Raw genomic sequence first — 20,578 nt, forward strand, 5'->3', positions numbered from 1 at the left:
ATTCTTTACTTGTTGAGTTCGATGCCCTGCATCAGTCGGCCAAGCACGGACTCCGTGCCGGCCTGCCTGTCTCGCAGTCGCTGCGCTGCCGCTTCAAGGGCAGCCAGGGCCTCGCGAGTGGTCGGCTGCGTGTAGACCTTCTGGCTCTCCTCGGAGGCGTGGTGCATGAAGCGACGGATGTCTGGGTTGTCAACGCCGGCACTGCGTAGCCGGCGGCCGTAGGCGTGACGATGGCCATGAGGAGTCGTTCCCAGTGCCTTGCCTACGGAGAGGCCAATACGCTCGCAAGCGGCGGCATGCGCCTTGTTGTATTTGGCCAGCTGGTACATCGCGCCCACGGGCTCGCGGCTCAGATTGATGAAGGCGAACGGATGGTCACGCTCGACACGTGCGACCTGTTCCAGGTAGCGGTGCCACAGATGAAGGAACCACTCGCCATACTCGGGCAAGAACCAGTACGCCTGCTTGTAGTACGGCGCATCGTGCATGCCGCCCTTCCAGCCGGCGTGGCGCCGGGCCATCACTTCAGTGCGGGGCACTAGGCCGAACTGCTGGGCGAGGTATGCCGCCCGGTTGCCCTTGCGCGGCTTGCCCCTTTCATCGCGCCAGTCGGCGGGGGCTGCACCGTGGCTTGGGTGATGGATGAGTACCTTAGCCTGGCGCGGATTGGGAGGGTCCGGGAACACGTCGGAGATGTAGAGGTGGAAGGGCTCCGACTCGCGGAAGCCCGCCCCGTGGAGCAGTAACGTGATGAGCATGCCGCGGTAGTCCTGTCGTTCTGCCGCTCTGAACCCCTTGGCAAGCAGTTCCTCGAAGCGTTCTTCTGGGAAGGCCGGCGGCTCGCCTTTCTCTACTTTTGGCAGGCGCTGCCCCCTGACACGGTGGCCGGTTTCGGCGGGGGATGAGTTTGCAGCCCAAGTGTGCCCGAGGAAGGCCTTGTTGCGCCGGAACTGATAGGCGGCCTCGTCGGTCTGCCGGTCGAAGGCACCGCCTGTGTAGCGGGGGTTGACTCGTTTAGCTTCAGGTCGCATTTCTCCGAGCCAGTCGAAGAAGTCCGTCAACTGGGTGATGATGTGTGAGGCATCCTCCGGCGAGCGTGGCATCCAGCACAGGCCGCTGGAGTCCAGTCCAGTTGAGCGGTCGAAGGTGCCCGTATAAAGCCGCTGAGCGAAGTTCTGGAACAGACGATAGGTGTCGCCCTCAGATGGGTTCGATTGGAGGTATTCGAGGAACATCCGGACCGAACGAGTCACTTTCGACATCCAGGCCAAGCTACGGTTGTGACTGCGATACAGGAAGTAGTCGAGCAAGGGCTCTAATAGGCCAGCGGGCGTCAGCAGCGCTGGTATCTCTGTTGGTACTCCAGTCGTATCCGTGAATACTTTGCTTCGGACGGTAACGAACATCAGCTGCCTATCGTGCGGAACAGTATGAGAACTTTAGATTGGTGTAAGCGGACTGAATCCGCCAGGAATGGACGTGCCAACGCGAATCTCCTTGTGAGAGCAAACAATTTGAAGGGATTTGCCCGGCTTAATGATCGCCCGAGTTCGAGTTGCGGGCGTAAGGCAGTCTATTAGAGCAGGAGCAATGTGCTGTAAGTCAGGTGTCCCCCTCACTGCCCCTTTTCCTAGGTTAGAACAGTGCTGGTGTCATCGCAGACAATTAATCAGATATTACTTTAACACAAATATTTCCCAGGGAAAACTTAAGGCGTCTAACAAAACCACGCTAACTCGCCAACATAGCAACATGAGACGTACACTGATCTTGACGAACTTCCCCAACCTGCCAAAAGCGGACCTTGCTCAAACTCCGCACTTCCTAACCTTCCTTTATGAACCCACTGACTTGGAACGACCTATTTGTTGAAGCATCTCTACTCCACTTCAACGCACTACTGTCGGAATGGCCGGGTGTGGAGAACGGTGAGACCCGTCCTATTGGCGCTTCTGCCTTTGGCGATCTGTTCTATGAGCGTAGGTCAGGCGATGAGAATTGATCGGTTGAAGCCACGGCGAAACGCGTTTCTGTGGTAATCCTTCAGTCAAACGCACTTAATTACCTTCATCTGTGCACAATATTTATACAGCGACTGCATGCAGTCGTCTTCCACGACTCGACCCGAATGCTCAAATAGCTATCGAGTTTCGTCGAACTCGGCATATTGCAACACCTGCCATATTGCAAACAGTCTTGCGCCGTTGTTTACTGGACAATATTTAGAAAGTTTGGTCTTGAGCTGGCCGTCCGTCGCTTCAATCATTTGACAAATTAGCGCCGCATCGTCGTTGTTGACGATAGCGAGCGGATGGGCCCAGCGTGGCCGGCCTGGTTCACGGTCGAACAGCCAGACTAGGAGAATGCTGAGGAATAGTGGAAACACGACGGGTATTAAGTAGGTCCACCACGGCGACCAGAATGTACCAATCAGATAAGTCAACGCAAGACTTGCAATGGTCGTTACGCAATAGAGTTGCGAGCCGCGTCGCTCAAGCCAATCTGGCGGATATCTCCTTGCTATCCTGAAGACCACACCTCGCAAGTACATACGGTCGGCGCGCGACAGACCATTGCCGGGAGGGTCGAGCCTTGTTCGGTGCATGCTCATGGTTCTGCATTCTGCAACATTACGATCAGCGCAAGAACAATGACGCATGCGATCCAGATCGACCAAAGCGTATGCGTCATGAAATGGGCACCGCGCATCTGTTGCAAATAGCCTACCATGCCGCCGAACGCGATCGCCAGCAATGCAGCGCGGCGTGCATCCCTCGGGCGCGCTGGTAGCCACCACACGGCGAACGCCAGAAGCCAGAGTGCGCTCGAGGCATGCCCTGCAGGAAGGCACTGGCCAGGCGCCGTGTGAGCCGAGAACGCTCCGAATAGGCGCACGTAGGGATGCGCGCCGCCATAGCGTTGTAGATCCCAAGGGCAATGAGATGAGCTGATCTGTTTCAATGTGCTGGTCACGACCGGCACCAGGATGGCCGAGAGCGCGACGATGCGAAGCTGCAGGCGGCCGATGTCGCTTAGACCGGCATAGGGTCGGCAGGCGTCGATGCCTGCATAGCCGACGACGCACACTGCAAGCAGAATCAGCAGCCATTTCAGGATGACGTGATTGAGCGTGACGGTCAGCCACGTGTCGCGCCATGGAAATGCGCGGCTAGGCACGTCGAACACGGCATCGCCCAGCATCAGGTCGATATCGGTGAACCACCCGAGCCACAGGATCGCCAGCGCGCCGGCCGCCAGCATGACAGATAGGTGCCGAATGGTACGCGGTGGCAGCAGCGCCGAACTCAAGGCAGCTTCGACCCGCATCTTAGACTCCCCGGATGCAGGCATGGAACATGTCCAGACGGGGATTTAACACCGCCGTGTTCACGTCAAGCATCCCAAGCACGGAGTGAAACACATTGTCATGCGAGAGCGGTTCGCTACTTCGCGCAGCCATGCAACGCCGGTCGATACGGAAGCGCTCGCTGAAACCTTCCGACATCCACAACATCATCGGCACCTCAGTCTGCTCACGCGGTGCGAACATGTAGGGCGTACCGTGTAGGTATACATTGTTCTCGCCGAGCGATTCGCCATGATCGGAAAAGTATAGCATCGCCGTATCGGCGTCTTGTCCGTCGGCCATCGCGCGCAGCGCCTCGATGGTTTTGTTGAGGAAATAGTCGGTGTACAAGATGGTGTTGTTGTAGGCAGCCTGGATCGATTCGCGCGAACATTTTTCGAAGTCATTGCCCGTGCACACGGGCCCGAAACGGCCGAAGCCACGTGGGTAGCGACTGGCATAGGCCGGACCGTGGCTGCCCTTCTGATGCAAAATCACGACGAGGTCCTTGCTGCTTTTTTTGAATAAATCCGGCAAGCCGTCGAGCAGTCGCTCATCGTAGCACTCGTCGCCACCGCAGTAGGGACTTTTGCCGTCGGGTCTGGACAGGTCCTCGTAGCCGACGCGGTCGCACACACCCTTGCAGCCCGAATTATTGTCCCGCCATAGTACGGCGAAGCCGGCGTGCGACAAGACGTCGAGCAATCCTTCTTGGCTCGCTCCCTTCGACTGGGTGTAGTCATTTCGACTTAAGACTGAAAACACGCAAGGCACCGATACAGCCGTCGCGGTTCCGCAAGAGCTAACGCGCGAGAAGTTGATCAACGCGCTCTGACGCGCCAGCAACGGGTTTGTGTCGCGACTATAACCGTTGAGCGAGAAATTTGCCGCCCGTGCGGTTTCGCCGACGACGATTACGGTCAAGGTCTTTCGGTGATGACCAGCCCATGCGGTACCCTTGACAGCGTCGCGACCGAGGGGCGCGACCACGACTGGGATTGCCCAACGGTTGCGCAAATAGCCAACTGTAGCTTGGATGAAGTTGGTAGGTGTGAGCAGAAAGCGTAATTCACGGTGCTCATGCAACGTCGGTGCTAAACTCTTGAACAGCAGTACCAGTAGTAGGAACGCCAAAAGAAGCGAGCCTCCGACAGTGCTGCTACGCTTGAGCAGTCCTCTCAAGCCGGTGGGGAACTGGATGTTGGAGCGGGCAATTAACAGCGATGGCAGCATGCCGAGCAAGCCGATCCTAGTTGCCATCTGCCAGCTAATCAGCTCAGCCGCTTCGCGGGTATCGGTTTCAAAGACGTTCTGGATCATCGCTTTATCGATCACGATACCGTAGGTCGCAATGAAGTGGCCTGTCGCGGACGCCACCACCACGAGGGCGATCAGCACCGGCTTAGCGACATAGCGGAAGCTAACCAGTGTTAAGCAGGCGTTAAAGAACAGGGCCACGATTAGGAACGTGCCCACCAGCATTGGAAGGCTGGCCAGCGAGACACCACCGGCAGCGCGGGCTAACACGGCCCAGAACGTTAGGTTGCCGAGGCTTGCTAGTAACAGCGCTACGATCAACACGAGCAGCGACGCATCGATACGTCTAGCAAACAATTTATCCATGTCACCTTCTTATCATCGGTGCAGCGGAGTACACTGCAGTGCGCCAAGGATAGAATGGACGGCATCAAGTCACTGTCAAAGCGACGTTAGGTTGGCGTGAAAGGCACAGGAAAGCAATCGTCAGGGCACTACCCCAAATGACCGGGTTTCGTGCACCCTCGACGCGTCCAATTACTCGCAGATGTGTTTGGCAAGCGGAACTCTCAGTCGGTGCAGACTAAAATCTTTAGCCGGGATTGGCGGTGCTCCGTCGATCGAGCTCCTTTGAATGTATGGACATTCGCCTTGTTTATGTTCATTTAGTATATGAACTTCTACCAGTTCCCAAGGTAAGTACTGATTTCTTGTGGTGGATGGGATTGGCCATGTAAAAAAGCGGCCGGCACAGCCTTGGCAGCTGCACCTGAACCACAACCGCGGGGTACGGCGAGGATTTAGAACGAAGTGGGGAATTTCATTACAGGCAATAACCACCGCCATGAATAAATTATTGCTCCCATAGGGATGAGATGATCAGTAAAGTATCTAGGCAAATCAGGATTTTTAGTGGCACAATTAATGCCCAGTTTCGATCTCGTTTTCAAACGTCGAAACTGCGGCTCTTCTACTAATGTGGTCGCTGCCCCGTCGCTGCGCGGTGTTGTCCGAAGCGGTCAATGCCATGGTGCTATCACCGAATCGGCGCGCCGTTTACAGGATATCGTTTACGTTATTGACCGCTTCACCCCCAGACCAAATTCTAGCCCTGAATGCTGCTGTCTAAGCAGCCTAGGACGGCGAGCAGGCCTGCGGTTTCGCCGTAGTTGCCAGCCAAGTGCGAAATTTGATCCAGCGCTCGGCAGCTGTGGCCCGCGTGATCAGAGGATTTTGTTTCAGTCGAGAATACCGCTGGACCAATCAGGTAAACTGAGGTGCCCAAACAGAGTACAAATCGATATGCTCAGTTCTTAGAGATGATCTTTCGATGGATGTCATCTTGATCTGCACCCATTGGTATTCGTCCCACCCTTTTCTCATCGGCACATCGAAGAGATGATGGTAGAACTTGGCGTGCGGGCCGATCATTTATTGATCAACGAGTTAGCGATCCTCATCCATGCCGGCAGTCTATTCGCCTGGCCGGACATGCTAGACCACGACTTTTCGTCTTACAATGCACCAATGCTTATCCTGATCGTAGAAGACAATCCCGATATCCTCTTAAATTTGTATAGCTTTCTGGAACCAAAAGGGTACACGGTCGATTCTGCCCGTAATGGCTACGGCGGGCTCGCCCTCGCTTCGGAAAACCTGTATGACGTCATCATTTTGGACGTTATGCTTCCCGGGTTAAACGGCCTTGACCTGTGCAGGAAGCTGCGTTCCGAGCTCCGTGCATCGACACCGGTCTTGATGCTAACGGCGCGTGACAGTCTGCTCGACAAGGTTGCAGGCTTTGACAGTGGTGCAGACGACTACCTAGCCAAGCCTTATTCCTTAGTAGAGCTTGAAGTTCGGCTAAGAGCATTAGTGCGTCGTGCCAGCGGTTCTGTTACGTTCAACCGCGAGTTGCGCTTTAGCGGACTGGTCTTCGATCCAGATATGCTCGACGCTTCTCGAGATGGCAAGAAAATCGTGCTCACCAAGATAGGCTATGTCTTGCTACGCTGCCTGATGAGTGCTGCTCCGAGAATCGTGCTACGCGAATTTCTTGAGCACGCTATCTGGGGCGATAACCGCCCTGACAGCGATGCCTTGCGTAAGCACATCCACACGCTACGACAAGCGCTGGACAAACCTTTTGCTTTCCCCATGGTCCATACTGTTCCCGGCGTCGGCTACAGGCTTGTTCTTCCCGATGCGCTAGGCTGACTGGTTAAGCAGGCTAGTTATCGCAATGCCATCGATATGTTGCGTGACATCGCTAGAAGCAGGGCTTCGATACGAATGTACTGCATTTCTCAGACCCTGGAGAGTCTCTCTGAGAAAACAACGTGTACCGGTGCCGGTGACGAGCAGATGGTGCTCGTCATTTGGTATCGAGTCAGTGGAGGATATCTTTCTTCACCGGTACGTATCGGTAGGGAGGCCGATCGGCAGCCGCATCGCAACTCTTATGTACCGACAAGTTGTCCAGTAGCACCCAGCTTCGCCGATGGGCTTCGCCGATAACACGTTTCTTCGTAACGTCGAAGCAGCGTAACGCTAGGTCGTCAGAGAGTAACAGCACGCGCGTCGGATCATCGCGCATCCAGCGCCAGGCGTTCCATTCCTGCTCCGGCACAGGCGCCAGATAGCTGAAATGGACCAGAGGCCGTTCTGCGAACAACAGGAACTGTTCCTTGAACTCGAGCATGCCCACTTCCGTTTCAGGGGCAACGCGCCGTTCGAGTTCCTGCATGATTGTACGCGGTGTCCGGTGTGTATTCAGGATGGGCCATAGCCAGAAAGAGACGAACAGCCAGGCCAGCATGCTGGCCAGGGCGAGCTGTTCGAACAATGGACGTTTGCGCAACAGCCAGACACTGCCGAACACCGCTAGTCCAAGTACTAACAAGCCCGGTGCTAGTACCGCGACGGCGTCAGCATAGTCATCCGCCCGGGAAGGCAGATGCTCTGGAGCAAAAAGCGCGACAGTCGCGATGAGGATTACGAGCAGCCCCATGAGCGCGAGCGCCGCACGCAACAGAACAGTCGCCGTGCGACGCCCTTCTGCGGGTACCTGTTCCCATACGTAGGCTAGCGCCAAAGCGAACATCGGCAGCGCGGGAAGGATGTATACCTCGCGCTTGCCGGGGCTGATGGAAAAGAAGAGCAATACTAGCGCAACCCAGCTCAGCATTACGCGCAGTGCAGCGCTGGACGGCCAAAGCCTCCTGATGCTGCTCAGCTGCAGCAGGAAGAGCACGGCCAGCGGAAACCACATGCTCGGCGCCGCAATCGTCAAGTAGTAGTGCCAAGGCTTGATGTGATGCCAAGCGTTTGCATAGCGTTCAGCTGTTTGCCTGAGCAGAATGTTGTCGCGGTAGGCCAGTAGTTCCGGACTCTGGATGCGTTCGACTGCCATCCACATTGGGACTAGCCAAAGTGCCAAAGTGCCCAGCAATAAGGCTGGCCCCCACCATGCGCGCCTACACCAAGCCCGCTGCCCTGACACAGTGACGGGGATGCGCCAGATCGCCAGCGGTATCAGCATCAGCACCGGTAGGAAACCAACGCCCTTCGTCACGATACCTAGTGCCATCGCCACCCAGCTGGCGGCATACCAGCCCCAGGCCGGACCGAGCTGGAAATGACGGAGCAGTCCGTAGCATCCGAGCGTGATCCAGAAGCAGACCATTGCGTCGATTTGCGCGCCCTTGGCCTGTAGCAGGAACTGCGGCGTGAACGCGAGGGCAAGCACTGCCGAACGTCCGACCTTTTCTCCCCACAAACGTCGGCCCAGGTCGAATACCAACCACAGTGTGCCCAGCCCCGCTAACGCACTAGGCACTAGAAAGGCGATTTTCAGCTGTCCGGTAAGTTGATAGAAGATCGCGATCAGCCACATGAAAACCGGCGGCTTATCTGGATAAAACTCGCCCCCGCGTGTGGGGAACAACCACTGGCCCGATTCCACCATTTCGCGGGCAACTTGCGCAAAGCGCGGCTCGTCGGCAGGCCAGGGGTCGCGCAGCCCAATTCCGGCGAACAGAACTACAACCAGTAGGGCAGCGATCCACGGCCACCAGCTTGTGTCTTGCCTAGCACTAAGATTGGATGGGACTTGCATGCGTTTATCCTCGAATTTCTTGTAGCCGCTGCTTGAAGCCATGATGGTAGAGATAGAGTACGAGCGCCGTGGACAGCACCAGCATTAACAGGCTGATCCAGAGCTGCTGCTCGTCCTGCACAGCAAGGCCTGCGCCGACAAAACTGAACAGCAGCATTTGCGGAAGGTAGCCTAAAAGGCTGCCCCAGAACACTGCCGGTATGCTCAGCCTAGCCAAGGCCACTGCAATATTGGTTGCCAAGTTGCTGCCGATTGGCATCAGGCGCACCGTGCAAATCCATAGCCAAGTGTCTTGCGCTAGTAGCCGGCGGATGAAAACGACATGTTCGCCGTGGCGTTTGAGCATGCGCTCCATGCCGATATTTCGCACCCAGTAGATCGCGAGCAGCGCGCCGAATCCCGTGAGCGTGGTGCTCAGCAGCGCACCTACTAAGCCTCCCAACAGGTAACCGGAACTAAAGGCAAGCAGCTGGCGCGGGCCGCCGAGTGCAGTATAGACGACGCCGGTGATCACGAAGATAGGCCAGGCGACCGCCCAATGTCGCTCGAACAACCGGTTCAGTAAGTCCATTTCGGAGAATGATCCCCACCAATGGAAATGGAGCGAGGCAAAGCCCAGCGTTAGCAGGCAGGTCAGAACCAGCGGCTTGAACAGTAGTTTTAGTTCGGTTTTCACTGTCGCACTTCCATGCGTTCGATCAGCGGCAGCTTGCTGCGCCGGATTAGCCAGCTCACTCCCCACATGTCGACGATGCCGACCCACAACCGGTTCCATGCAGTGTATTTCGATACACCAGCGATACGGTGCCGATGGTGTACCGGCACTACCGCAATCGCGCCGCCTAGGCGCTTGACCATCGCCGGCACAAACCGATGCATGTGGTCAAAATAGGGCAGGCCTAGCCAAGTTTCGCGCGGTACCAGTTTGAGGCCGCAGCCAGTATCCGGAACGCCGTCGTCGAGTATAAGGCGACGCACGGCATTGGCGATGCGGGACTGAATTATTTTCCAGCGCGTGTCACGCCGGTTCTTGCGAAAGCCAGCAATGCAGAAATGCCGGTGCTTCCCTTCCAATATCAGCGCCTTTGCCACCAATGCAGGGATGTCAGCTGGGTCGTTTTGACCGTCACCGTCCATCGTGACAAGAAAACGCCCGGCAGCGTAACGCGCGCCGGTCCACAGCGCTGTGCTCTGCCCAGCACTGTGCGCGTGGCGAATCAGCCTCGCAGGCGTGCTTAATTGCTGGCAATGTTGCAAGAATACAGCACCGGTGTCGTCGGTGCTTCCGTCGTCGACCAGTACTACTTCATGGGGAAAACGACCGGCGAGGGCGCGATGAATCTCGTTCACCAGGACCCCGATGTTGCCAGCTTCATTCTTCGCTGGAATTAAAACTGAGATCAGCAATGCTTGCTTGTGGTTTGTTTCATCACACATGTTATTTGATCGTCTATGGAGAAAATTTTTAGGTCAAGAGTCGATTAGGGTAAGAATGAATTGATCTTATATTTACCATCGCAGCATTCTGCACTAGTGTCGTTAAAATTATGTTAAATCATACGAAGAGCACCAGCTTGTGTGACTAACGACCGCACTGGCATTGCTAGCATTGAGCCGGATCGATGTTGCTGCACCGAAATTTGACCTACTTTCCCCAGCAATTCGCAACTGGATCTGACCCACGCGAATAGCGTAATTCGACCTGGCTTGTCGGCTGGAGAACGGAGTGATCAACGTGGCCCTACTAGGCACAATTCGACGCTGGCACATTCGTGGCCAGATTCCACTGCGGCAGATCACCAGAAAGGCTGGGCATCTTACGTAACACCGTCCGGCGCTATTTGCGTCCGGAAACCACCGAGCCCACCTATGCGGAACGCCGTATAGCGAGCGGGCTAGACAAGCATTCCATGCAGTGATCAGGATGGCTCAATGCCGAGACGAGCAAGCCGCGTAAGCAGCGCCGTAGTTTGAAGCAGATCCACGCGGACCTGAAAGAGCTGGGAATTTAGGGATCTTACGACCGCGTGGCAGCATTTGCCAGACAGTGGAAGAAGGGTCAAACCCAGTGGGTTAATTCATCGAGCAAACGAACACAATTACGTCAACCGCTTAATCAGCCATCATTTAGGTTTACATGAGGTTGCATGCCATGTCGAATTATGGGGAAATATGGCAAAAGAGTGCACGAAAAAACACCCCTGCATGAGGGGTGTAAGGGTTGTTGCGCATGTCCCGGTAGCGTTAATGTCTCAACTATGTATCTATAAGTGGGGGTAATAACATTCGCTCGGGCTTTTTTTCGATTACCAGGAAAGCGCCAGTGCGTATTCGCGACGTCCCCGTTAGAGGACGCGGATCAGCCATTGTAATTAACGCTGCTTGGGTTCCAGCTCGCGTTCTGGTAATCGCTATCGTCGATGGCTTCATCGTCTTCAACGCTACTGCTCGAACTGCCGTTGCACATAATGAAGAGTACGCCCACAGCCAGAAGGATGTGGATCGGGTTGGTATTCATGAGAGTGTTAAAAAATTCCATCACTTAGTGCTCCAGAAATGCTGTTCGGTAAAGTACGATCTATATGTCTATAGTAACCCTCAAACTTCATGGCGCAAGCCAACAAACCGAGCAACGTGAAGAAGCTGGCCGCTCGTGTTGGAGTCCTGGTTGCCGCAACCTTCTGTGTCAACTTACTTTTGAGCCCGGCAACGGAAACGCAGCTCGATGCGTCGGCGTTGAGCGCAATCACGACCGATGCCACATTCAAGACCACCCTGGGCAACGGATCGCGAGCTATACACGTTTTCCTGAGCACTGAGTGTCCATTCTGCCGGCAGATCGAGCATGAACTGGATCAGCTCGACAACGTCACCGTGTACAGGCACATGCTTCCTGGCACCACCGAGTCAAGCCGCCGCTTGGCCGTGAACGTCCGGTGTGCGGTGTGCGGCCGATCGAGTGAAGGAGTGGAAGGAAATCGCGGCAGGCAGACCATCAAGCTTTGCGAAATGTGATGACACTGCCTTGGAAAAAAATCTGCTGCTGGCGCGGCGTTTGGAATTGACTACGACCCCGAGCATTGTGTACAAAGATGGGCACGTCTCTACTGGAATGCTTTCGTCCGTCGAGATTGCCAGCCGCATTTCTAAGTCAGCAATGCGCTGACAACGCCCCGTGGGGTTCGTCCAAAGACGAACGCAAGGGAAGGTGGGAAGCGCAACAGTCTCCATATGCAGGCTGCGGCATTGGCCCTACGGATCGAAGGGGTCAGCCCTGCCGCCCTGAGCAGGTTCGGTCGATACCTGGCAGGGGGAGGGGTGCGGTACTATCCATCAAAAGGTTTTACGCACCTGGACCGAGGGCGCATCAGGAGCTGGGTAGGCTGAGAACAAAAAGATATCCACAGTTATTGTGGATAAAAAAGCAAAGTGGCCCTTACCTGTCATAGGTAAGGGCCACCGTCGCTTCGGGCCCAACAAAAATTAGGCAGCAATTTTTTGCTGGGTCGTGAGCAGCCGCTGCGTCGAAGATGGTCGTCTGCTTCGAATGGTCGACCGCGCCGTCGTCCTTCGCCTTCTCCAGCGTCACCATGATTTCCAGCAGCTTTTCGCGGCTGGCCGCGTTCAGTTTCGCGAAAGCCGGGTCCTTCTTGACGTTCGCAAGCGCGTCATACATCGCTGGCGCCGAACGTTTGACCTCCTTCGTGAACGGGTTGTTGGGCTTAATGTTCTTGCGGGTAAGCTTGACCGGCTTGCCTTGGGCCTCCTTCTCGGATTCCGCTTCCTCAATCATCTCTGCGGCCTCTTCGCTGCCATGCTCTTTCAACAGCTGAACCGCGAGCGTGACTGTCAAAGCATCATTGGCCACCCGACCGCGCAGCTCCTTTGGGGCCGCCATCAGCAGCAGGAGACTTTTGCCCCATTCACCGGACAACGCCAAGCGACGCGCGATCTCACTATTTGGCCTGCCTTTATCGGCCGGCCGTTTGCACGCGATAGCGTACTCATAGGCTGAGTGTGGATTGCTCTTATTGCCCTGAACCATGGCAACTGTCAGGTCTTCCATGTCAATAGGCTCTTGCCTTTCTCCTTCTTCGATGGGATCACGATCACAGTTACTTCAGTGATCGGAGGCAGGGCTGCCGCCACCCTGCGGGCGTTTGCGATCGGAATCGCCAGGAGCCGGGTATGTCCATCGAAAATGTAGATTAGGTCTTGTCCGAAGCTTCGTCCCACTGGACGGTGCCCGACATCGGTTTGTGAGGGATCCAGCCTTCTTAGAAGAGCGATTCGGCGTATTCGTCGATCTTGGCTTGGTATGCGTCATTGTGGACGCGGATATTGAAGCCTCCAATAATCCGCAGTTGTTCCACTGGTAGTTTCCAGAGCTCCCTGGAGCCGGCGCCGGCGGCCTTCTTGGCGTCTTTGAGGACGTCAGGATTGATCGTTGCGGTGAAGTCGGCTTCCAGCTAATCCATGTTGTGCATGAAGGCGCTCCTGATTGATATACGAGTAGGTACAGCGCCAATGAAGTTTGGCAAGCGATGAAACTGCGCGAGCAGCTAAAACTCGACCCCGAAATTGCTTGACAGGGGTACGTGTTTTGAATGGAATCAAAAACTTAGCCGATTAGAGTGATGGACACCGTGTCCATCGTTGACAGCGCTCGAGTAAGCATTGGCCACGCAACCAGACGCCACTCAGCTTAATCGCCGGTGTCAGTCGAGCCTAGCGAGGGCTGGCGCTTGTCGCCCTGAAAGCCGAACACTTCCTTGCGCAGTATGGTGAACGAACGTAGGAACGGGCCCATGTTTTCCTCTGCTACTTCGGCCATGGGACTGTGCATGAGCTTGTACAGTGCGCGGTCGGCGGTGATAAGGGCGTCGAAAAGTAAGTCGGCCTCATCCGAAATGATCCGCATCGTGCAAGTCGCCGCTGGAGTAGCCTCGGGCAGTTCGTAAGGGCGTGCAAGATCTTCCAGGCTGTAGTGGTCAAGTAATTTCGGACACGGTGAGAGGTCCTTTCTCTGCCATTGTGCGTTCATAGACGCTGGGCGGCAGATTGCCCAATACAGAATGCAGGCGCTCGCAGCTGTAGAAGCCGGCGACGTAATTGGCCACGTCGAGCTTGGCCTCTGCATGGTTCGCGTAATTGCGTTGCCAGACACGTTCCATGTTCAGGTTCAGGAAGAAGCGCTCAGCAACAGCGTTATCCCAGCAGTTGCCCTTGCGGCTCATGCTGCAGACGAAGCCATGTTCGTCGAGCAGGGCTTGGTACTGGTCGCTCGCGTACTGGCTGCCGCGGTCGGAATGGACGACAGTCCGGCTGCTGGGCGACGCGCGTGGATTGCCATGCGCAGAGCATCGCAGACCAGGGTCGCCGGCATGCTCGGCGCCATCGCCCAGCCCACAACTCTGCGCGAGAACAGGTCGAGCACGACAGCCAAATAAAGCCAGCCGGCGCCGGTCCGAATGTACGTGTTATCCAAGGCGTAAGCCACGTTCGGCGCCGCCGGGTTGAATTGCCGGGCAAGCACATTCGATGCAATTGGCAGTGCATGCTTGCTGTTAGTCGTGTGCACGAACTTACGCTTCCATACTGGCTTCAGGCCGGCCTGTTGCATCATGCGGCGCACTTTGTAACGGCCGACCTGGAGGCCGCTACTGGCCAGCGCCGTGACAAGCCGGCGGCTACCGTAGCTCTGACCACTGCTCATGAACGCGGCACGCAGATGCACGCTCGCTTTGCAAAGAACCGGCTTGGCAGTACGGTGCTTCGCTTAGTAGAATCCGCCCCGGCTTACGCCGAGCAGGCGACAGGTTTGTGCGATAGGAACGGCCTTCATTTGCAGCTCGTCGATGAGTCGGTAGCTCACTTGAGCTCGCGTGCAAAGAAGGCCGATGCCTTTTTTAACACATCCACATCACTACGAAGCTGCTGGTTTTCCTGCTCCAGCTGGCGAATGCCTTGCTGCTCAGCCGTCAATGGTTTGCCGATGCCGGGCTGGCCTTTTTGCTCGGCCTCGTACTGCTACATCCAGCGACGGATCGCCGTCACGCCGATATCCATTGTCTGGCTGACGTGCGAGATACTGAGGCCTTGTTTTGTAATCATACGGACGACCTCGAGCTTGAAGCTGGGGTCAAAATTGCGGCGCTGCCTGGTCATGTAAACTCCTTCGAAGGTGAATTATCCACCTATCGAAGTGTCCGGGGACATTAGACCACTACAAACGTCGCCGCTCGTGATTAGCTCGGAGCGCAGACTGGCGTCCGGACTCCTTCACTTCCCGACCTTAGAGATTTCAAAATGAAGTTCAGTGAATTCCAAACGCTACGCTCTGATGTCAACGGTCGCACAGAAGTGAATGCCTCGATGCTTCGTAACGATTCTGTACTGCGGCAGTCGCACCGCTTGCACGGGAAGTGGCAATTGATCGCCACGAACCTCCCTCTTTAGAGCAGGCGTTTGCCGAGGTAAGCGCTGACTCGTGGGAAACCTGGGGCGAAACAATGGCGCACCCAGACCGTGTAGAGAAAGTGTCCATGGTGCTTATGGAGACAATGACACGGACCTTAGCAGATCGAACGCTGCTCTCGTTTTTTATCAGGCCGCCGAAGGTCGCGCAGTTTTCATTGGTAGAAGCGAAGTCGTACAGTGGGTTCGGGCACCAGCTCCCTACCCATGTGATCACCTACTACGAGTATTCAGTGGAAATCCGCGTCGCTAAATATGACGAGGTTGCGTGTGCGGTGACAGCGTATGAATGGATGTCTAAGTTGACTCTGGCAGGCGCTAGCCAGCATGACGCTGCTGCATGCGGGATGGTATATGTCTTCGATCGGGTCAAGGAAACACCGACAGGAGACAAAGACGACCTGATATTTGCCCCCGATTCGATGGCAGATGATGATGTTTTACAGGTCCAATCTTTTCTTGACGAGCACGAGGATTCATCTCAAGTCATCGACCAAAGTGATTTGGCTTTTGTATGGCGGTGGGAGCGCCGCGAAGTACGGCAAAAGAGTTGGGCGCAACGTGTCTGGTAGAAGTAGTAGATGACCTTAAGCGTCGATTTAGAAGGGTGAAGACAGTGATACTGGACGCACGTCCTGCCCAGTTCGCGGATTGGGGATCTTACGCGATGCAGTAGCTTCTTTCAAGACCCGGGCCAAGCACCCGTCCAAAAAACTTTATATAACCACAGCCCCCAATCCAGAAGCAATTGGGGGCCGCAATTGGAAAATTACTTTATCTTGCGCTGTCCACTAGGCAGTCAACAGCGCATTTCCTAGTAAGGTTTCGCTCGTTCTTTCTCGAACTCTTTAACTGCAAGAGTAAAAGGCTCGAAAAACAGGTTTGTGTCGTAGCGTGCAACTTTTTTCAAGTGGGTCAGCAAAGTGGTGTGCACAGGATCAAAACGAGGGCTAGGGCCGATCGTCGATTTCCAAGTGAAGAATCCTCTAAAAAGCGCGATCGCCAGCCGCCCGATGCGTTTCAATCGAGAAATAAGGGACATTTTTACCTCCAATCCATATAAAGTATTAAGCCATGGGACCGATCGAGGTCATGGATCCTAGTGCAGCTTCGAATTTCGCTCTTGCGAATAATTATGGACCAGGAATGCAGGGCATTGCCTGATTTTCACGAGAGCATTAATTCTAGGCGTATCAAACAGCAAGCATAGATCACTCATTGTAATTGACGCTAGAAGGGTTCCAGCTCGCGTTCTCGTAATCGCTGTTGCCATCTTCTTCTTCTTCGATGACAGCCGAATTGTCGCCAAAGATAATGAGCAGGGTAGCGCCTGCGACGAAGATTTGAGCCAAGGATAAATCCATAATTGCAGTTATAAATTCCATTATTATTCTTCCGAGTTTGTTGAAAATAGGCCTGCCGACATTTAGCCGACTTATCTATAATAAAGCGTGAATTTCATCTCGCAAGTCAACATTCGCTTAGTCGATGAAGGTTGTTAGCTATGACAGCAAAAGGGGATCGAGCGGCGCTGGGGTTCCGTCGCATTAGCGGACACGGCGGCCGGTCGGGCAAACTGTACTGCCCCAATCTACAACGACCCACATGCTCAAGTTCAAAGATATGCGCTTTCCGATAGACGTGATTCTGGTCTTCATCCGCTGGGACGCCGCTTATCCGCTGAGTTACCGGCACCTTAAGGAGATGATGGAAGAACGTGCGTGTCGGTTGACCATTCGACGATTAACAGATCCGCAATCCGCTTCTTGCCAGGGCTGCCAGCTTGCGACGGATGGTGGCACCGATGAGATCGCGCAGATCCAGGCCAGCACGTGCGCAAGCGCCACATCGCGAAACGCTGGGGGATCAGTGATGCCGGCGTAGCGCATGAATTCCTCGAAATCATTCTGGTAGGCTTGGCGCGTCTGTCAGTTGTCGATGTTGGCGAACAAGGTCAACGCCGGTGGCATGTTGGCCAGCTGATGGAAGGCTGCACTCGTCAACGCGCGTGGCACCGGCGCGGCCTGGACTAGCTAATCGGCAACTTGCAAATCGTCACGCTAATTTTGTTGATGTCGACAGGCGGCCGGGCTCCTGCATGCCAGTAGGCTGGCCGTGCTACCCGCATGAGGGATATGAAGCGGTAGCTCGACAGCTTTCAGCACAAATGAGATAGGCAAGGAGAACACTACGCGGGGGTTCTGTGACCACACTGGGGATTTGTCCATTCCGCTTGTACTCACTTGCGACATGTAGTAACATAACTACATAAAGCAAGCACAAGAGAGGTTGCCATGACCATTACCACCATATCCAGCCGCGAGTTCAATCAAGGAGCGAGCGAGGCTAAACGGGCCGCAACCAATGGACCGGTGTTCATCACAGATCGGGGCCGGCCTGCCCATGTACTGATGAGCTTTGAGGACTATCAGCGACTTACAAAGCAGCGGCGCAACATTGCTGATGCGCTGGCTATGCCGGGTATCGCTGACATCGATTTTGAGCCTCCGCGTGTGACCATCGGAACACGGGCGCCTGATTTCTCATGATGTTTGTTCTCGATACAAACGTGGTTTCCGAACTCCGCAAAGTGCGGCTTGGCAAGGCCAATATGAACGTAACGGCATGGGCAGAGAGCGTTGACGCCGCTGACCTGTTTGTGTCCGCTATCACCATTATGGAACTGGAGTTCGGCGTTCTGTCGATTGAGAGAAAGGATGCCACCCAAGGGGCCATGTTGCGTTCTTGGCTCGAACAGCAGGTATTGCCCGAATTCGCTAGACGTACGCTGCCTGTTGATACCGCCGTGGCGCAACGCTGCGCCCGGCTGCATGTACCCGACAAGCGTAGCGAGCGCGATGCGCTCATCGCTGCAACCGCCCTTGTGCATGGAATGACGGTGGTTACCCGCAACACCGCTGATTTTGTGCCAACGGGGGTATCCCTCATTGATCCGTGGCAGGTATCGCAGTGATCGAAAAACGTTCGGCGGTTAAACCGAAACTTTAGGGATTACGGAAAACCGTGGACGGACAATAACTCGGACACGAACAATAATGTTTGACACAAGAGACCGAGGCAGACGAGTTACCAGAAACTTCCGCTTTCGGTCCAGGCTGTGTAAAGACGTAGCGTCGTGTAAACGGACGTGGCTCGGTACGCGTTGAGCCAGTATCTCATCAAGACGGATGCTCAACGAAGCGCTTTATCGAAGGCGAAGACCGTGACCAAGGCACGCTGTTGCCCGAACTCTTGGACGACTACGTGACCGAGGATAATCCGGTGCGGGTAGTTGATGTATTCGTGGATGAGCTTGACCTTGCCTTCCTGGGCTTCACGCGGGTGCAACCAGCAAAGACGGGCCGGCCGGCTTACCATCCAGCCGTGCTCCTTAAGCTCTACATCTATGGCTACCTCAACCGCATCCAGTCGAGCCGTCGGCTCGAGCGCGAAGCGCAGCGCAATGTCGAGCTGATGTGGTTGACGCAACGCTTGGCGCCCGACTTTAAGACGATCGCGAACTTCCCCAAAGATAATGGAAAAGCGATCCGCAATGTGTGTCGCAGTTTGTCGCGCTGTGCCAGCAGCTGGATCTGTTCTCTGATACGGTCGTGGCAAACGTCATGTCGCAGAAGGGTATTAAAGCGAACACGCTGGAATAGGCCCGCGAAGTCGGCGTGGGCCGAGTAGACGCCGTTCAAGGTATTAACATGCAATCTGGTTATGGTGCTTGCCACGCCATTCCCAGCGCCGACTATCTTGACGAGCTAGACCCGATGCTTTCCTGCTTCGCGTGCATCCATGCGAATTGGGTACTGCTGCAGCTGGACTTGAGTCGTGCTTTAGCGAAATTCTAACTTTTAGCATATTGCCTTGCCCTTGTCGCCTGTCACAACGGCTGTCTTCTATCAACGTCCGGTTTGGGTCGGTACCGGCCTCTCGCAGCCCCGACCCACAGCCTTGATCCTGTATGTTGCAAAGATGAAATACCTGTGTCAGTCTTATTGGCTGTTACGCCATTTTCCACTCTTTAGGAAAGCCTAGTTGTGAACAAGATCGTTCAAGAAGCAACGCTGTATTACAAGACACTCCCGCTGTCCGGCCGCGTGCTGGTCCACGCCACAATCATCGTTGTAGTGCTAAATTTGGCAGTCAAAGTTGGCGAAACAGTTGGACGCGCGTTTTATTATTTCACACACTAAAACCTGAAACAGTGAAACGTGCTCAAATGACTTAGCTTCAAGACCGGATGTCGGCTTTGGGTCGGTACCGGCCTGTCGAGACAGGCGGTGACTTTTCCAGCCCGGCAACCTGCTAAGCTGACGCGAACGGCCGAGTTCGGCCAAAAGCGGAAGTTCGGCATTGTGGAAATTCACGTATTTCTAAGATGCCGTACCTGCTAGGATGCAATTTTTCAATGTCCAAATGTCTATGAACCTCCTTGTTTGCAGCCGTCCGTTGAAGCAAAAATGCCACGACGCGCGCAGCAAAAATGCCACTACCCATACGCTGACCGCGAGGCCGCAGTCGCTAATTGGACTGACTGAAACCGACCTAGGCTGTGTAAAAACGTAGCGTCGTGTTAGCGGACGTCGCTCGGTAACGTTAAGTCAGTATCTCCATCAAGACGGATGCTAAATGAAGTGCTCACCCGCTGTCGCAAGCCCGGAAATTTCGCTTTAGTGTGGCTCGGTGCACTTGCTCGAGCTGTGACGCGCTCAGGAGGGATGCGTCACAGTTCGAATAGCCAGCTTCGCAGAAGCGATAGTTTTGGCTGAGTTTTGCATCCTGGGCACCCGCGTTTGCGGACACAAGAAGCAGCATTGAAAGCAAAAGGCGGAAGAGGTTCATTAGTCGGGGAGTGGGGAGAAGTTGCAATTAAGTGCAAGCGCAACATGATGTTGCTTAACACTATTACTTTGTTTGCACTTATGACAACTTTGGTTGGCCTGTAGCAGAATGTATGCATTTTTTCGGGGAGTCTACGACTTTTCTTGACCTTCCCCTTGTGGGAACCTGTATCGTTCGATTCAGGTCGTCTTGACGACATAGACGTCCGTGCTACACTCTCAACCAATGAATCGCACCCTGAAAACCTATCTGCTGTGGCTGCTGATTGCCGTGATGCCCTTCCAGGCATTTGCGGCAAATATGCTGCGCGCGTGCAGTTCTGGTCATCAGGGTATGACTATGGTCGCAGCCACCTTGATGGACCACGGTGACGCATCGGCAAGTTCACACGATGCCGTGATGGACCAGCAGTCAGGTGATGAGGAAGATTGCCCAGAAATGGCGTCCTCAGACGACCGAAATAACGATACGTCCAAATCGTTCAAGCACGGGTCATGCAGCGCTTGTGCTGCGTGCTTTGTTTGCGCCGT

18 protein-coding genes and 5 pseudogenes are annotated in these 20,578 nt (G+C 55.0%); 10 read left to right on the plus strand and 13 right to left on the minus strand.

Going from position 1 to position 20,578, the window contains the following annotated elements; all coding sequences use genetic code 11:
• Positions 1-5: 5 nt before the first annotated feature.
• From gmtY to AC56LW_RS22940, 4 genes are all read right to left on the minus strand, one after another.
• Positions 6-1,406, minus strand: coding sequence for a gamma-mobile-trio recombinase GmtY (gmtY, locus tag AC56LW_RS22925; protein WP_499637978.1), 1,401 nt, complete (start codon positions 1,404-1,406; stop codon positions 6-8).
• Between the two features lie 734 nt (positions 1,407-2,140).
• Positions 2,141-2,611: a hypothetical protein gene (locus AC56LW_RS22930; protein WP_499637981.1), complete on the minus strand. Its 471-nt coding sequence runs from the start codon at positions 2,609-2,611 to the stop codon at positions 2,141-2,143.
• A complete protein-coding gene (locus AC56LW_RS22935; RefSeq protein ID WP_499637984.1) occupies positions 2,608-3,327 on the minus strand; it encodes a phosphatase PAP2 family protein in 720 nt (239 codons plus the stop codon). Before AC56LW_RS22935 ends, AC56LW_RS22930 begins: the two co-directional genes overlap by 4 nt.
• A 1-nt stretch (position 3,328) precedes the next feature.
• Positions 3,329-4,969: a phosphoethanolamine transferase gene (locus tag AC56LW_RS22940; protein WP_499637987.1), complete on the minus strand. Its 1,641-nt coding sequence runs from the start codon at positions 4,967-4,969 to the stop codon at positions 3,329-3,331.
• A 1,161-nt stretch (positions 4,970-6,130) separates the two neighbouring features.
• Between AC56LW_RS22940 and AC56LW_RS22945 the strand changes: the two genes are divergently transcribed.
• Positions 6,131-6,820, plus strand: a complete 690-nt coding sequence (locus tag AC56LW_RS22945; protein ID WP_499638016.1) for a response regulator transcription factor — start codon at positions 6,131-6,133, stop codon at positions 6,818-6,820.
• Between the two features lie 172 nt (positions 6,821-6,992).
• On the opposite strand, the gene AC56LW_RS22950 is transcribed toward AC56LW_RS22945, so the two are convergent.
• Genes AC56LW_RS22950 through AC56LW_RS22960 form a run of 3 tightly spaced genes read right to left on the minus strand, consistent with a single transcriptional unit; the run spans position 6,993 to position 10,157 of the window.
• The gene (locus tag AC56LW_RS22950) at positions 6,993-8,720 is read right to left on the minus strand and encodes an ArnT family glycosyltransferase (RefSeq protein ID WP_499637990.1); all 1,728 of its coding nucleotides are present in this window, start codon (positions 8,718-8,720) and stop codon (positions 6,993-6,995) included.
• Positions 8,721-8,724: 4 nt separating this feature from the next.
• Positions 8,725-9,396: a TVP38/TMEM64 family protein gene (locus AC56LW_RS22955; protein ID WP_499637993.1), complete on the minus strand. Its 672-nt coding sequence runs from the start codon at positions 9,394-9,396 to the stop codon at positions 8,725-8,727.
• The gene (locus tag AC56LW_RS22960) at positions 9,393-10,157 is read right to left on the minus strand and encodes a glycosyltransferase family 2 protein (RefSeq protein WP_499637995.1); all 765 of its coding nucleotides are present in this window, start codon (positions 10,155-10,157) and stop codon (positions 9,393-9,395) included. The genes AC56LW_RS22955 and AC56LW_RS22960 overlap by 4 nt, the downstream gene beginning before the upstream one ends.
• Positions 10,158-10,446: 289 nt before the next feature.
• On the opposite strand from AC56LW_RS22960, the pseudogene AC56LW_RS22965 reads away from it, so the two are divergent.
• Positions 10,447-10,729, plus strand: a pseudogene (locus tag AC56LW_RS22965) (IS21 family transposase); the annotation flags it as partial.
• Between the two features lie 350 nt (positions 10,730-11,079).
• On the opposite strand, the gene AC56LW_RS22970 reads toward AC56LW_RS22965, so the two are convergent.
• Positions 11,080-11,259 (minus strand): hypothetical protein, encoded by a 180-nt coding sequence (locus AC56LW_RS22970; protein ID WP_499560849.1) that lies wholly within the window; start codon positions 11,257-11,259, stop codon positions 11,080-11,082.
• A gap of 68 nt (positions 11,260-11,327) precedes the next feature.
• Between AC56LW_RS22970 and AC56LW_RS22975 the strand changes: the two genes are divergently transcribed.
• Positions 11,328-11,735 (plus strand): thioredoxin fold domain-containing protein, encoded by a 408-nt coding sequence (locus AC56LW_RS22975; protein WP_499560847.1) that lies wholly within the window; start codon positions 11,328-11,330, stop codon positions 11,733-11,735.
• Positions 11,736-11,882: 147 nt separating this feature from the next.
• A complete protein-coding gene (locus AC56LW_RS22980) occupies positions 11,883-12,107 on the plus strand; it encodes a YcbK family protein (protein WP_499638019.1) in 225 nt (74 codons plus the stop codon).
• A gap of 49 nt (positions 12,108-12,156) precedes the next feature.
• On the opposite strand, the gene AC56LW_RS22985 is transcribed toward AC56LW_RS22980, so the two are convergent.
• From AC56LW_RS22985 to AC56LW_RS22995, 3 genes and pseudogenes are all read right to left on the minus strand, one after another.
• On the minus strand, positions 12,157-12,786 hold the full coding sequence (locus AC56LW_RS22985) for a hypothetical protein (protein WP_499637998.1): 630 nt from the start codon (positions 12,784-12,786) through the stop codon (positions 12,157-12,159).
• 639 nt (positions 12,787-13,425) lie between these two features.
• Positions 13,426-13,641, minus strand: a complete 216-nt coding sequence (locus AC56LW_RS22990) for a hypothetical protein (protein WP_499560841.1) — start codon at positions 13,639-13,641, stop codon at positions 13,426-13,428.
• 70 nt (positions 13,642-13,711) lie between these two features.
• Positions 13,712-14,888, minus strand: a pseudogene (locus AC56LW_RS22995) (IS3 family transposase).
• Between the two features lie 257 nt (positions 14,889-15,145).
• On the opposite strand from AC56LW_RS22995, the gene AC56LW_RS23000 reads away from it, so the two are divergent.
• Complete coding sequence (locus AC56LW_RS23000; RefSeq protein WP_499638001.1) at positions 15,146-15,769, plus strand: hypothetical protein; 624 nt, start codon at positions 15,146-15,148, stop codon at positions 15,767-15,769.
• Between the two features lie 242 nt (positions 15,770-16,011).
• On the opposite strand, the gene AC56LW_RS23005 is transcribed toward AC56LW_RS23000, so the two are convergent.
• Both AC56LW_RS23005 and AC56LW_RS23010 read right to left on the minus strand, forming a co-directional pair.
• A complete protein-coding gene (locus tag AC56LW_RS23005; protein ID WP_499560837.1) occupies positions 16,012-16,239 on the minus strand; it encodes a hypothetical protein in 228 nt (75 codons plus the stop codon).
• 169 nt (positions 16,240-16,408) lie between these two features.
• Positions 16,409-16,549 (minus strand): hypothetical protein, encoded by a 141-nt coding sequence (locus tag AC56LW_RS23010; RefSeq protein WP_499638004.1) that lies wholly within the window; start codon positions 16,547-16,549, stop codon positions 16,409-16,411.
• Positions 16,550-16,802: 253 nt separating this feature from the next.
• On the opposite strand from AC56LW_RS23010, the pseudogene AC56LW_RS23015 reads away from it, so the two are divergent.
• The 5 genes and pseudogenes from AC56LW_RS23015 to AC56LW_RS23035 all read left to right on the plus strand — a co-directional run.
• A pseudogene (locus AC56LW_RS23015) lies at positions 16,803-16,969 on the plus strand (IS6 family transposase); the annotation flags it as partial.
• Positions 16,970-17,491: 522 nt separating this feature from the next.
• Positions 17,492-17,746: a type II toxin-antitoxin system Phd/YefM family antitoxin gene (locus AC56LW_RS23020; protein WP_499560833.1), complete on the plus strand. Its 255-nt coding sequence runs from the start codon at positions 17,492-17,494 to the stop codon at positions 17,744-17,746.
• Positions 17,743-18,171: a type II toxin-antitoxin system VapC family toxin gene (locus AC56LW_RS23025; protein WP_499560832.1), complete on the plus strand. Its 429-nt coding sequence runs from the start codon at positions 17,743-17,745 to the stop codon at positions 18,169-18,171. Before AC56LW_RS23020 ends, AC56LW_RS23025 begins: the two co-directional genes overlap by 4 nt.
• 233 nt (positions 18,172-18,404) lie before the next feature.
• A pseudogene (locus tag AC56LW_RS23030) lies at positions 18,405-18,814 on the plus strand (transposase); the annotation flags it as partial.
• A gap of 1,459 nt (positions 18,815-20,273) precedes the next feature.
• Positions 20,274-20,578 (plus strand): annotated as a pseudogene (locus tag AC56LW_RS23035) (hypothetical protein); the annotation flags it as partial.

This window comes from Telluria sp. LT2P80 (genome assembly GCF_059685955.1).